This window comes from Streptomyces glaucosporus (assembly GCF_039533345.1).
Classification (GTDB): Bacteria; Actinomycetota; Actinomycetes; order Streptomycetales; family Streptomycetaceae; genus Streptomyces; species Streptomyces glaucosporus.
In genome coordinates this window covers 49,602-62,326 of record NZ_BAAATJ010000014.1, presented here as the reverse complement: position 1 = coordinate 62,326, position 12,725 = coordinate 49,602, and the positions used below count along the sequence as shown (strand labels likewise).

Sequence of the window (12,725 nt, the reverse complement as noted above, 5' to 3'; positions counted from 1 at the left end):
GGCGTAACTTACCTGGCCAGTACCGGAGGTGAGAGATCCTCGTCACGTCCGCCGGCCGGCCCGGCCCGCCGGCCGCCTCAGCCCGTCGCCCGGCGCAGCGTCAGGTACATCTCGCAGCCCAGGCAGTACCCGAAGACGGCGTTGAGGAAGGCCGCGGCGAGGGCGCAGGCGGTCGCCGCCATGCCCAGCCACACCGGTCCCGCGCCGTACCCCACCAGGCCCACGAGCGCGAAGACCAGCCCGACGCCCTGCGCGAACCGGGGCGGCGCCGGGTGCTCGAACTCCTTCGGGGGGCCGAGCCGCGGCCGCACCAGGAAGCGGAACAGCAGCCCGTACGGCGAGCGCCGCACGCCGAGGGCCGCTCCGGCGGCGAACACCAGCGCCTGCGCGGCCAGCAGCCGGGAACTCCCGGTGACCAGCACGGCGGCCAGGACCGCGGTGGTCACGGCCGCCCCGAACCTCGGTCCTCGTGTGTCGATGTCCATGCCGCCAGCATTCCCCACCGCGCGGTGGGGAAGGGGCGGGACGCGGGAATCGGCGGACGGCCGCGGACGCTGTGGGAGACGGTGGAGGGCGCCGACGGCGCCGCGCCCCGGGAGGACGGGGTGCGAACCGGGCGGCACGGACGGAGCGGGGCGGGATGACGGGACTGGTCGTGTGCCTGGCGGTGCTGGCGCTGGCCGGCGCCTTCGGGGCGCTGAGAGGACGACGGGACGGAAGGATGACGGTGCGCGGACGGGACGAGGGCCGGCGGCTGACCGCCGGGGAGATCGGTGCGGACAGGCTGGGCGAGAAGGCCACGCTGGTGCAGTTCTCCAGCGCCTTCTGCCAGCCCTGCCGGGCCACCCGGCGGGTCCTCGCGGAGGTCTCCGGCATGGTCGGGGGCGTCGCCCATGTGGAGATCGACGCGGAATCCCGTCTGGACCTGGTGCGGGAGCTGGGCATCATGCGCACGCCCACCGTCCTGGTGCTGGACGCGAGCGGGAGGATCGTCCGGCGGGCCGCCGGACAGCCGCGCAGGGCCGACGTCATCGCCGCGCTCGGCGAGGCGGTGCGGCCGGAGCGACCGGGCGGTCCCGCCGCCGGGTGACGCGCGACACGGGTGACCCTGGTCCCATTCGCCGGAGCCGTGCTTGACGGGGATCGCCCGCTGTCGTCAGGGTGACACGGTGTGGCCAGGGGATCTCAGATGAGCGCGCCGGGAGCCGCGGACGCCGGGCCCGCGCTGCTGCGAGCCGTCTTCCGGCGGCACGCCGCGGGGGTCGCCGTGGTCACCGCCCACGGCCGCGGCCGTCCCATGGGCTTCACCGCCACCTCCCTCGCCTCGGTCGCCGCCGAACCGCCGCTGCTCTCCTTCAACATCGCCACCGCCTCCTCCGGCCGGCCGGCCGCCGCCGGGGCGGAGCACGTGGGGGTGCACCCCCTGGGGGAGGGCCGGCGGGAGCCGGCCGAGACCTTCGCACGTCCGGGCGCCGACCGCTTCGCCCCGCCCACCCGCTGGCGCCGCGGCCCGCACGGCGTGCCGGTGCCGGAGGGCGTGCTCGCCCGGCTGGTCTGCGGCGCCGTGGCCCGGGTCCCGGCCGGCGACCACCGGCTGGTCCTCGCCGAGGCGGTGGCGGGGGACGTCCCGGGAGCCGGGCGTCCGCTGCTGCACCGGGGGGACGCTTCAACGTTCCGGGCGAGGGCGCCGTGCCCCCGTGAATCGTTGGCAACGTCACAGTTCACCGCCCTTGAGGGCGGGGGGCACGGCGAATGTACTGATGAGTAATATCTTGGTTGGAGAGCCGGCCCCACCGGACCGGAATCCGCCCGATCAGGCGCCTATGCTGCCTGTGAGACAAGGCAGCCAGTAATGACGACGCATGTAGGAGAGCCGGCGTGAGCTTGAGGATCGTTGTCTGTGTGAAGTACGTGCCCGACGCCACCGGCGACCGGCACTTCGCCGACGACCTGACCGTCGACCGCGACGACGTGGACGGTCTGCTGTCGGAGCTGGATGAGTACGCCGTCGAGCAGGCGCTCCAGATCGCCGAGAACGCCGACGACGCCGAGGTCACCGTCCTGACCGTCGGACCCGAGGACGCCCGCGACGCCCTGCGCAAGGCGCTGTCGATGGGCGCCGACAAGGCCGTCCACGTCGAGGACGACGACCTGCACGGCACCGACGTCATCGGCACCTCGCTGGTGCTGGCCAAGGCGATCGAGAAGACCGGCTACGACCTGGTCGTCTGCGGCATGGCCTCCACCGACGGCACCATGGGCGTGCTGCCCGCCCTGCTGGCCGAGCGCCTGGGCGTGCCGCAGGTGACGCTGCTGTCCGAGGTGTCCGTGGAGGACGGCAAGGTCACCGGCCGCCGCGACGGCGACGCCGCCACCGAGCAGCTCGAGGCCTCGCTCCCCGCCGTGGTCTCCGTGACCGACCAGTCCGGCGAGGCGCGCTACCCCTCCTTCAAGGGCATCATGGCCGCCAAGAAGAAGCCGGTGGAGTCCCTGGACCTGGACGACCTGGACATCGACGCCGACGAGGTCGGCCTCGACGGCTCCTGGACCAAGGTCGACGAGGCCGCGGAGCGCCCGGCCCGCACCGCCGGCACGATCGTCAAGGACGAGGGCGAGGGCGCCAAGCAGCTCGCCGAGTTCCTCGCGGGCCAGAAGTTCATCTGAGCCCCGCGTCCCTCACCCCTCAACCGCCCTCGCATCCCTCGCAGGAGAACGACTCCCATGGCTGAAGTCCTTGTCTACGTCGACCACGTGGACGGCGCCGTCCGCAAGCCCACCCTGGAGCTGCTGACCCTGGCCCGCCGCATCGGCGACCCGGTCGCCGTCCACCTGGGCTCCGGCGCCGAGCAGGCCGCCGCCACGCTGGCCGAGTACGGCGCGGTGAAGGTGCTCACCGCCGACGCACCCGAGTTCGCCGACTACCTCGTCGTGCCGAAGGTGGACGCGCTCCAGGCCGCCTACGAGGCGGTCTCCCCGGCCGCCGTCCTGGTCCCCTCCTCCGCGGAGGGCAAGGAGATCGCGGCCCGCCTGGCGCTCCGCATCGGCTCGGGCATCATCACCGACGCCGTCGACCTGGAGGCCGGCGACGAGGGTCCGGTGGCGGCCCAGTCGGTCTTCGCCGCCTCCTACACCACCAAGTCCCGTGTCACCAAGGGCACCCCGGTCATCACCGTCAAGCCCAACTCCGCCGCCCCGGAGGCCGCCCCGGCGGCCGGCGCGGTCGAGCAGCTCCCGGTGACCTTCGGCGAGAAGTCCACCGGCACCAAGGTCGTCTCCCGCACCCCGCGCGAGTCGACCGGCCGCCCGGAGCTGACCGAGGCCGCGATCGTGGTCTCCGGCGGGCGCGGCGTCAACGGCGCCGAGAACTTCGCGATCATCGAGAACCTGGCGGACGCGCTCGGCGCGGCCGTCGGCGCCTCGCGCGCCGCGGTGGACGCCGGCTGGTACCCGCACACCCACCAGGTCGGCCAGACCGGCAAGACCGTCTCCCCGCAGCTCTACATCGCGGCGGGCATCTCCGGCGCCATCCAGCACCGCGCCGGCATGCAGACCTCGAAGACCATCGTGGCCATCAACAAGGACCCCGAGGCCCCGATCTTCGAGCTGGTCGACTACGGCGTCGTCGGCGACCTGTTCCAGGTCGTCCCGCAGCTCACCGAAGAGGTCAAGACCCGCAAGGGCTGAACCCTTCCGGAGAGGCACGGCAGCGGACCGGGGCCGCGCGGTCGAATCGCCGACCGCGCGGCCCCGGCCGTGCCCGGGGGCGGGCGCTCCCGGGCTCAGGCCGCCGGACGCACCCGGCCCCCCGTCACCCGCCGCAGCGCCTCGGCCAGCCGGTCCCGGACGGCCGTCTGGGCGGCGATCCGCTCGTCGAGCACGGCGAGCCGCTCCAGCGCGACCTCCAGCCCCTTCCCCGAGGGCGGGGCCGCGGCCACGTCCCCGTCCAGGCACGGCACGAACACCCGCACGTCCTCCAGGGTGAGCCCGACGTCCAGCAGGAAGCGGATGTTGCGCACGCGCACCACCGCCCGCTCGTCGTAGACCCGGTAGCCGTTGGGCGCCCGCTCCGAGGGGAGCAGCCCCGCCTGCTCGTAGTGCCGCAGCGCCCGGGGCGTCGTCCCCGTGGCCCTCGCCAGCTCGCCGATGCGCATCTCCCTCACCTCCAGGCGCACCACTGTCATGCGACGACCGCCCCGCCGTCCACCGGCAGCACCACACCGGTGACGAAGGACGCCTCCGGGGCGGCGAGCCGGGTGATGGCCCAGGCCACCTCCTCCGGCCGGCCGATCCGGCCCAGCGGGGTGTGCGCCAGCTGCCACGCGCGCACCTCGGCCCGCTGCTCCGGCGTCAGGCCCCGGTGCTCGCCGATCGGGGTGTCGATCGCGCCCGGCGCGACCGCGACGACCCGGATGCCGCTGGGCGCCAGTTCGACGGCCCAGCTGCGGGTCAGCGAGTCCAGCGCCGCCTTGGCCGCCGCGTAGAGGGAGTTGTCCGGCCAGGCCCGTCCGCCCACGGCCGTGCCGACGTTGACGATCACCCCGCCCGAGGCCTCCAGGGCCGGTAGGGCGGCCCCGGCCAGCAGCACCGGCGCGACCAGATCGGTGGCGAGCAGGGACTCGACCTCCTGCGGCACGAGGGTGCCGAGGGGACCGCCGAGCACGATGCCGGCGTTGTTGACCAGGACGTCCAGCCGTCCGTGGGAGTCCAGCACCGAGCGGACGATGCGCTCGGGGGCGTTCTCCGCGGTGATGTCGGCGGGCAGCGGGGTGATCCCGGGCCGGCCGTCGGCCGTCTCCTCCAGCGGCTCCGGCCGCCGCCCCACCGCGACCACGCGCGCCCCCTCGTCCGCGAACGCGCGGGCCGTGGCCCGGCCGATGCCCGTGCCGGCCCCGGTGACGAGGACGGTCCTGCCGCTGTGCCGTGCGATGTCGGTTTCCATGGCGGCCATCGTCCGACCCTGACGCCTGCGGCAGGGTCAAGGGGCCGCGCGGCAGCGTGCGGAAGAGGGGTTCTCGGCGAATCGCCTCCGGTCCCGGTGCGGACCGCCTCGCGGACCCCGGCGCGACCGGCGCCGTCCGCTGCCGCGACCGGTCAGGAGCGGGGCGGGACCTCTCCCGAGCCGCGGGGGATCAGCCGGGTGGGGAGCTCCACGCGCCGGGGGGCGTCGTCGGCGCCCTCCAGGCGCCGGAAGAGGAGTTCGGCAGCCTTGCGGCCCAGAAGGGCGGGTTCCTGGGCGATGACGGTGACCGGCGGGGTCAGCAGGTCGGCCAGTTCGAAGTCGTCGAACCCCACCAGGGCCACGCGCCGCTCCCGCACGGCCGGCACCCTCACCGCGGTGACGGTCACCCGGTTGTTGCCCGTCAGCAGGGCGGTGACCGGTTCCGCGGCAGGTTCCCGGCCCTCCAGCATGCGTTCGGCGTCGGCCCGCACGCGTCCGGGGTCGGTCGGACCGAGCGCGACCCAGGACTCGTCCACCGGCAGCCCGGCCTCGGCCATCGCCGCACGGTAGCCGCGCAGCCGCTCGGCGGCGGTGTGGATGCGCGGCAGGTCGCCGATGAAACCGATCCTGCGGTGGCCGTGGGCGATGAGGTGGGCCACGCCCTCGCGCGCGCCCTCGAAACTCCGGGAGAGCACCGCGTCGGCCTCTATGCGCGCGGCGGGACGGTCCACGAAGACGGTGGCGACGCCGGCGGCGATCTCCGGCTCCAGGTAGCGGTGGTCGTCGCCGGCGGGGATGATGACCAGCCCGTCCACGCGCCGGGCGCACAGGGCGAGCACCAGTTCCCTCTCGCGCTCCCCGTCCTCGGCGCTGGAACCGTTGATCAAGAGCGCCCCGTGGGCCCGGGCGACCTCCTCGACGGCGCGGCTGAGCGGGGCGTAGAAGGGGTCGGCGAGATCCTCCAGGACCAGTCCGATGCTCGAGGTCCGGCCCTTGCGGAGGATGCGGGCGCTGTCGTTGCGGCGGAAGCCCAGGGCGGTGATGGCCTCCTGCACGCGGCGCTCGGTGTCGGGTGTGACGCCGGGCTCGCCGTTGACGACGCGGGAGACGGTCTTGAGCCCGACGCCGGCGCGGGCGGCGACGTCCTTCATGGTGGGGCGCAGTCCGTAGCGGCGCCGGGCGGGATGGGCGGGCTGGGTGGTGTCGGCCACGGCGGTCCTGTTCTGTCGTCGGCGGTGACGCGGGTGTGCGGACGACGCAGAAGCATAGGGGCGGCGGTGTGGCGGCGCAGTGCCCGGCGAGAGGAGTGGACAACGTTGTCAGGCATGAGTGAGACTTGCCGCTCATGGACCAGGATCTTCTCGCTGCCCTCGACATCGGCGGCACCAAAATCGCAGGCGCGCTGGTGGACGGCGACGGCAGGCTGCTGCTGCGCGCCCAGCGCCCCACACCGTCCCGGGAACCGGGGGACAGTGTGATGCGGGCGGTGGCCGAGGTGATCGACGAACTGCGGGACGCGGCCGAGTGGCGGCGCGTGGCGGCCCTGGGCATCGGCAGCGCCGGGCCGGTGGACGGCCGCCGGGGCACGGTGAGCCCGGTCAACATCCCCGGCTGGCGGGACTACCCGCTGGTGGCCCGGGTGCGGGAGAGGGTCGGGGGGATGCCCGTGAACCTGGTCGGCGACGGGGTCGCGATGACCGCCGCCGAGCACTGGCAGGGCGCGGCGCGCGGGCGGGACAACGCCCTGTGCATGGTCGTCTCCACCGGGGTGGGGGGAGGCCTGGTACTCGGCGGGCGGCTGCACCCCGGACCGACCGGCAACGCCGGGCACATCGGCCACATCAGCGTGGACCTCGACGGCGACCCCTGCCCGTGCGGGGCGCGCGGCTGCGTGGAGGGCATCGCCAGCGGCCCCAACATCGCCCGCCGGGCGCTGGCGGAGGGCTGGCGGCCCGGGCCGGGGGGCGACGCCAGCGCCGCCGCGGTCGCCGCCGCCGCCAGGGCGGGGGACCCCGTGGCCGCGGCCTCCTTCGAACGCGCCGCGCGGGCGCTGGCGGCCGGCATCGCGGCGACCGCGGCCCTGGCCGAGATCGAGATCGCGGTGATCGGCGGAGGAGTGGCCCAGGCGGGGGAGGTGCTGTTCGCGCCGCTGCGCCGGACGCTGGGGGAGTACGCCACGCTCTCCTTCGTGCGGGGACTGCAGGTCGTCCCCGCCGTCATGGGGACGGACGCCGGTCTCGTCGGGGCCGCGGCGGCCTGCAGGGAGGCACTGGGCCGTACCCCGTGACAGCGCGCGGCGCCGGCCGGACGCGCGTTTCCGGGGCGGGGTGGAGCGGGCAGTGAACCGGGGACGACGGAAGAGGGGGACCCGTGATCGTCTGGCTGAACGGCGCCTTCGGCGCGGGCAAGACCACCGCGGCCCGCGAGCTGGTCGAGCTGCTTCCCGGCAGCGTCCTTTTCGACCCCGAACTGGTCGGTGCAGGGCTGCGCATGATCCTGCCGCGCAAGCGTCTGGACGAGGTGACGGACTACCAGGACCTGCCCGCCTGGCGGCGGCTCGTGGTGGACACGGCCGCCGCCCTCCACAGCGAGGTGGGCGGGACTCTGGTGACGCCGATGACGCTGTTGCGGCAGGAGTACCGGGACGAGATCTTCGGCGGGCTGGCGGCCCGCCGCATACCCGTGCGCCACGTACTGCTGGACGTTGAGGAAACGATCCTGCGGGAGCGCATCGCCCGGCGGGAGGAGGAGCACGGGGACGGCGGGGCGGTGCGCGCCTGGTGCCTGGAGCACCTGCCGGCGTACCGGCGGGCGCTGCACTGGCTCCGGACCGACGCGCACACCGTCGACACCACCTTCCTCACCCCCCGGCAGACCGCCGAGCGGGTGGCGGAGGCGGTGCGCGCCGGAGACGGCGCCTGCGACATCGTGCAGACCCCCGAACCGACCGGGGAGACCGTGGCGGCCGGGGTCCTGCTGTTCGACGAGGAGGACCGGGTGCTGCTGGTCGACCCCACCTACAAGCCCGGCTGGGAGTTCCCCGGCGGCGTGGTCGAGCCCGGCGAGCCGCCCGCCCGCGCCGGGGTGCGCGAGGTGGCGGAGGAACTGGGGCTGCGGCTGGACACCGCCCCGAGACTGCTCGTCGTCGACTGGGAGGCGCCCCGGCCGCCCGGCCACGGAGGGCTGCGGTTCCTCTTCGACGGCGGCCTGCTGACCGCGTCCGCCGCCCACGGCATGCTGCTGCCCGGCGCGGAACTGCGCGGCTGGCGGTTCGTCACCGAGGAGGAGGCGGCCGGACTGCTGCCCCCGGTGCGGATGGACCGGCTGCGCTGGGCGCTGCGGGCACGCGAGCGGGGGACCACGCTCAACCTGGAGGCGGGCGTCCCGGTGGGGACGTGAGACCGCCGGCCCCGACGCCGCGGGAAGTCTTCGGCGCCGGGCCCGCCGGCCGGTGTGCCCGGCGCCGGGCACACCGGCCGGCGGGGGTCAGCCGCGCCGGGACTCGGCGTACTTGCGCAGGAACAGCGCCTCGGCGGTCGACAGCCGCCGCAACTCGTCGGGGGAGACGCTCTCGTTGGCGGCGTGGATCTGCGCCTCCGGCTCGCTCAGGCCGATCAGCAGGATCTCCGCCTCGGGGTAGAGCGTGCCCAGGGTGTTGCACAGCGGGATCGATCCGCCCTCCCCGGCTATCTCCATCCCGGCGCCGTCGTAGGCCTCGCTCAGCGCCTCCGCCATCGCGGTGTACGCCGGGCTGGTGGTGTCGGCGCGGAACGGCTGGCCCTGGCCCACCTGTTCCACGCGCACCCGCGCGCCCCAGGGAACGTGGGCCTCCAGGTGCGCGGTGAGCAGCTTGCCGGCCTCGGCGGCGTCGACCCCCGGCGGGATCCGGAGGCTGACCAGCGCCCGCGCGCTCGCCTGGACCGACGGGGTGGCGCCGACGACCGGAGGGCAGTCGATGCCGAGCACGGTGACGGCCGGGCGGGCCCAGATCCGGTCGGCGACGGTGCCCGAACCGATCAGCTCGACCCCGTCGAGCACCTTGGCGTCCTCGCGGAAGTCCTCCTCGGAGTACTGCAGCCCCTCCCAGGAGGCGTCCGCGGTCAGTCCGTCGACGGTGGTCGAGCCGTCCTCGGCGCGCAGCGAGTCCAGGGTGCGGATCAGCGCGGCGAGCGCGTCCGGGGCGGCCCCGCCGAACTGACCGGAGTGCAGATTGCCCTCCAGGGTGTCCACCTGCACCGTCACCATGGTCATCCCGCGCAGCGTCGCGGTGACGGTCGGGCGCCCGAGGCGGAAGTTGCCGGTGTCCCCGATGACGATGGCGTCGGCGGCCAGCAGCTCCGGGTGCTCCTCCGCGTAGCGCTCCAGACCGCCGGTGCCCATCTCCTCCGAGCCCTCGACGATCACCTTGACGCCGACCGGCACACCGCCGTGGGCCTTCAGGGCGCGCAGCGCCAGCAGGTGCATGATGAAGCCGCCCTTGCAGTCGGCGGCGCCCCGTCCGTACCACCGGCCGTCGCGCTCGGTCAGGGTGAACGGCGGGGACAGCCAGGCGGCCTCGTCCAGCGGCGGCTGCACGTCGTAGTGGGCGTAGAGCAGCACGGTCGGCGCGTCGGCCGGGCCGGGCAGGTGGCCGTACACCGACTGGGTGCCGTCCGGGGTGTCCAGCAGCGCCACGTCGGTGAAGCCCTCGGCGCGCAGGGCGTCCGCCACCCACCGGGCCGCCGCCGCGCACTCCTCGGGCGGGAACTGTGCGGGATCGGCCACCGACTTGAAGGCCACCAGCTCGGCGAGCTCGGTGCGGGCCTGGGGCATCAGCGAGGCGACGGTGGCGGCCAGTGCTTGCGCCATGGGAACGCTCCTTCGTGGTGCTGCGTTGTGTGCCTGGGAACGGGGTCGCCGAACGGCAGGCGAATGCGTGGTGCCGATACTCCCACAGGGGTTCCGCGCGTTTGCAGGTCCTAGGATGCGGCGGTAACCGGAAGCGGCAGAGCGGGAGCGGTAACACACGTGAGCAGCGAGAACGCCGAGGGTACGGACCGGCAGAACCCGGTGTGGGACGTCGTCGTGGTGGGTGCGGGGCCGGCCGGGTCCTCGGCGGCGTACGCGGCCGCCGTCGCCGGCCGCCGGGTCCTGCTCCTGGAGAAAGCGGAACTGCCCCGCTACAAGACCTGCGGGGGCGGCATCATCGGACCCTCGCGGGACGCCCTGCCGCCCGGTTTCGACCTTCCGCTGCGGGACCGGGTGTACGCGGTGACCTTCTCGCTGAACGGCAGGTTCGCCCGCACCCGGCGCTCCCGGAACATGCTCTTCGGGCTGGTCAACCGGCCCGAGTTCGACCACGCCCTGGTGGAGTCCGCGCAGAAGGCCGGCGCGGAGCTGTGGACGGGCGTCACCGTCACCCGCGTCGAGCAGCACGGCCCGGCCGTACCCGACCGCCGCACCGTCGCCGTGGTCCTCGGCGACGGCCGGACGGTCCTGGCCCGGGCCGTGGTCGGTGCGGACGGCAGCGCCAGCCGGATAGGAGCGCACGTCGGGGTGAAGGTCGACCAGGTGGACCTGGGGCTGGAGGCCGAGATCCCGGTGCCGCCGCCGGTGGCCGAGGACTGGGCGGGGCGCGTCCTCATCGACTGGGGCCCGCTGCCCGGCAGTTACGGATGGGTGTTCCCCAAGGGCGACACGCTCACGGTGGGGGTGATCTCCGCCCGCGGGGAGGGGGCCGCCACCAAGCGCTACCTGGAGGACTTCATCGCCCGTCTCGGCCTGGCGGGCTTCGAGCCCGCGATCTCCTCGGGACACCTCACCCGCTGCCGCTCCGCGGACTCCCCGCTCTCCCGCGGTCGCGTCCTGGTCTGCGGCGACGCGGCAGGCCTGCTGGAGCCGTGGACGCGCGAGGGCATCTCGTTCGCCCTGCGCTCCGGGCGGCTGGCGGGGGAGTGGGCGGTGCGGATCGCCGACGCGCACGACGCGGTGGACGCCCGCCGCCAGGCCCTCAACTACGCCTTCGCCATCAAGTCGGGGCTCGGTGTGGAGATGGGGGTGGGAAGCCGGATGCACACCGTCTTCGCCCACCGGCCCGGAATGCTGCACGCGGTGCTCACCGGCTTCCGCCCCGCCTGGAACGCCTTCGCGAGGATCACGAGGGGGACGACCACCCTCGGCGAACTCGTCCGCACCCATCCCCTGGCCCGGCGGGCCCTGGAGAAGCTGGACCGCTGAGCGGACCGGCGTCCGGCACCGGCGCTCGTGCCGCCCCGGCACCCCGTCTTCCGGGTCACTTCTCCGGCGTGATCCGGAAGACGGGGTGCCGGTCGGCTATGGCCAGCAGTTCCTCGTCGGTGGAGGACGGGGTGACGCCGTCGAAGAAGGCGCCGACCTCCCACCGCCACCTCTTCAGATAGGCCCGCAGGACCGCGGGCTTCTCGGCGTCCGGGAGTTCCACGGCCGTGAACCGGTCCGTGCGCCCGCCGATCCGCAGCTCGCCGCCGCCGGCCGCCCGCAGGTTGCGGGCCCACTGCGTGTGGCCGCGCGGTGAGACGAGGTACCGCTCGCCCCGGAAGTCCAGCGGGTTGACGGGAGTGGTGCGCCACTCCCCGCTTCTGCGCCCCCGTACCGCCAGGGTCCGGGCGCCGGCCGGACCGATGCCCCACCGGATCAGCCGGCTCACCGCCCCGTTGACCACGGTGCCGGTGAACACGCCCGTTTTCCTGTAGTGACGCGTGCCGTGCTGTGCCGCCATCCCGACCTCCCGGAAGAAGAACCCGACGGCCGAGATCAGTGGTCAATGAGGAGATCACTGCTCTCGTCCGAGATCAGTGTTGCACGCGGACGCGCGAATCGACAAGAGCAGTGCTCTCGAATGTGCTCGCCGATCCGGAAATGGCACACTGGTCCCATGAGTACGATCCGAGGGGCGAGGGAGCGGGCCCGCGCCGAGATCACCGCGGCCATCAAGGAGGAGGCGCGCAGACAGCTCGCCCGGGAGGGCGCCGCCAGGCTCTCCCTGCGGGCGGTCGCCCGCGAGCTGGGCGTGGTCTCCTCGGCCCTCTACCGCTACTTCCCCAACCGCGACGAGCTGCTGACCGCCCTGATCCTCGACGCCTACGACGCCATCGGCTCCACCGCCGAACGCGCCCTGGCCGCGGCGGACGGGGACAGGCCCGTCGCCCGCTGGCGCGCGGTCTGCCGGGCCGTACGGCAGTGGGCCCTGGCCCGTCCGCACGAGTACGCGCTGATCTACGGCTCGCCCGTCCCCGGCTACTCCGCTCCCGAGATCACCGTCGCCCCCGCCTCGCGTGTCGCCCTCGCCCTGGTCGCCGTCGTCCGCGACGCCCGCGCGGCGGGCGTCCTGCGGGAACCCGCCGGGCCGCCCGTGCCCCGGTCCGTCGCCGAGGACGCCGAGCTCCTCACGGCCCGGCTCGGCCTCGACCTGCCCGCTCCCGTGACGGCGGCGCTGCTCGCGGCCTGGGCCGAGCTGTTCGGCCTGATCGGTTTCGAGATATTCGGCCAGTTCAACCGGGTGGTCGAGGCCCGTGAGGAGTTCTTCGACCACGCCGTCGCCCGCCTGGCCGGAACGGTCGGCCTGACGGACGGGGACCGGGAGTCCGCGGCGCCCCCACCGGCCTCCTGACCCGGGCGCGCACGGCCGGCGGCCGCACATCCCTTTCAGCCGTACGGCACCGGGGCCCCGGCGCGGACGGACACGGCCCCGGCGCCTCCCGGCCCCGCAGCACCTTCCCCGGAACCGCCTGGGCGCACAGGAGCGCCCCGCCGGGCACGCGCCGGCGGC

Annotated in this window: 14 protein-coding genes; 8 read left to right on the top strand and 6 right to left on the bottom strand. The window is 74.7% G+C overall.

Translation table 11 applies throughout. The annotated features are described in order from the left end of the window. Window positions 1-77: 77 nt before the first annotated feature. Window positions 78-485, bottom strand: a complete 408-nt coding sequence (locus ABD358_RS16135) for a DUF4395 domain-containing protein (RefSeq protein WP_344631715.1) — start codon at window positions 483-485, stop codon at window positions 78-80. A 155-nt stretch (window positions 486-640) separates the two neighbouring features. Between ABD358_RS16135 and ABD358_RS16130 the strand changes: the two genes are divergently transcribed. The 4 genes from ABD358_RS16130 to ABD358_RS16115 all read left to right on the top strand — a co-directional run bounded on the left by ABD358_RS16130 (window position 641) and on the right by ABD358_RS16115 (window position 3,684). Further along, a complete protein-coding gene (locus ABD358_RS16130; RefSeq protein ID WP_344631714.1) occupies window positions 641-1,090 on the top strand; it encodes a TlpA family protein disulfide reductase in 450 nt (149 codons plus the stop codon). Window positions 1,091-1,189: 99 nt separating this feature from the next. Continuing rightward, a complete protein-coding gene (locus ABD358_RS16125) occupies window positions 1,190-1,768 on the top strand; it encodes a flavin reductase family protein (RefSeq protein WP_344631713.1) in 579 nt (192 codons plus the stop codon). Window positions 1,769-1,878: 110 nt separating this feature from the next. After that, entirely contained in the window at window positions 1,879-2,664 is a 786-nt protein-coding gene (locus ABD358_RS16120) for an electron transfer flavoprotein subunit beta/FixA family protein (RefSeq protein ID WP_344631712.1), read from the top strand. Between the two features lie 57 nt (window positions 2,665-2,721). Next, on the top strand, window positions 2,722-3,684 hold the full coding sequence (locus tag ABD358_RS16115) for an electron transfer flavoprotein subunit alpha/FixB family protein (protein WP_344631711.1): 963 nt from the start codon (window positions 2,722-2,724) through the stop codon (window positions 3,682-3,684). 95 nt (window positions 3,685-3,779) lie between these two features. Here ABD358_RS16115 and ABD358_RS16110 read toward each other — a convergent pair whose 3' ends face one another. From ABD358_RS16110 to ABD358_RS16100, 3 genes are all read right to left on the bottom strand, one after another. Then, window positions 3,780-4,151 (bottom strand): MerR family transcriptional regulator, encoded by a 372-nt coding sequence (locus ABD358_RS16110; protein ID WP_344631801.1) that lies wholly within the window; start codon window positions 4,149-4,151, stop codon window positions 3,780-3,782. 26 nt (window positions 4,152-4,177) lie between these two features. Next, window positions 4,178-4,948 (bottom strand): SDR family NAD(P)-dependent oxidoreductase, encoded by a 771-nt coding sequence (locus ABD358_RS16105; RefSeq protein ID WP_425576348.1) that lies wholly within the window; start codon window positions 4,946-4,948, stop codon window positions 4,178-4,180. A 143-nt stretch (window positions 4,949-5,091) separates the two neighbouring features. Further along, window positions 5,092-6,090: a LacI family DNA-binding transcriptional regulator gene (locus ABD358_RS16100; RefSeq protein ID WP_344631799.1), complete on the bottom strand. Its 999-nt coding sequence runs from the start codon at window positions 6,088-6,090 to the stop codon at window positions 5,092-5,094. Between the two features lie 194 nt (window positions 6,091-6,284). Between ABD358_RS16100 and ABD358_RS16095 the strand changes: the two genes are divergently transcribed. Continuing rightward, a complete protein-coding gene (locus tag ABD358_RS16095; protein WP_344631710.1) occupies window positions 6,285-7,226 on the top strand; it encodes an ROK family protein in 942 nt (313 codons plus the stop codon). A gap of 83 nt (window positions 7,227-7,309) precedes the next feature. Continuing rightward, window positions 7,310-8,338 carry an NUDIX hydrolase gene (locus tag ABD358_RS16090; RefSeq protein WP_344631709.1) on the top strand — a complete coding sequence of 343 codons (1,029 nt, stop codon included), beginning with the start codon at window positions 7,310-7,312 and terminating at the stop codon, window positions 8,336-8,338. An 87-nt stretch (window positions 8,339-8,425) separates the two neighbouring features. On the opposite strand, the gene ABD358_RS16085 is transcribed toward ABD358_RS16090, so the two are convergent. After that, the gene (locus ABD358_RS16085; RefSeq protein WP_344631708.1) at window positions 8,426-9,787 is read right to left on the bottom strand and encodes a dipeptidase; all 1,362 of its coding nucleotides are present in this window, start codon (window positions 9,785-9,787) and stop codon (window positions 8,426-8,428) included. A gap of 159 nt (window positions 9,788-9,946) precedes the next feature. Here ABD358_RS16085 and ABD358_RS16080 point away from each other — a divergent pair, with 159 nt between their 5' ends. Then, the gene (locus ABD358_RS16080) at window positions 9,947-11,155 is read left to right on the top strand and encodes a geranylgeranyl reductase family protein (protein ID WP_344631707.1); all 1,209 of its coding nucleotides are present in this window, start codon (window positions 9,947-9,949) and stop codon (window positions 11,153-11,155) included. Window positions 11,156-11,210: 55 nt separating this feature from the next. Here ABD358_RS16080 and ABD358_RS16075 read toward each other — a convergent pair whose 3' ends face one another. Continuing rightward, window positions 11,211-11,675, bottom strand: a complete 465-nt coding sequence (locus ABD358_RS16075; RefSeq protein WP_344631706.1) for a nitroreductase family deazaflavin-dependent oxidoreductase — start codon at window positions 11,673-11,675, stop codon at window positions 11,211-11,213. 156 nt (window positions 11,676-11,831) lie between these two features. Between ABD358_RS16075 and ABD358_RS16070 the strand changes: the two genes are divergently transcribed. Next, a complete protein-coding gene (locus ABD358_RS16070; RefSeq protein ID WP_344631705.1) occupies window positions 11,832-12,566 on the top strand; it encodes a TetR/AcrR family transcriptional regulator in 735 nt (244 codons plus the stop codon). Window positions 12,567-12,725 lie beyond the last annotated feature (159 nt).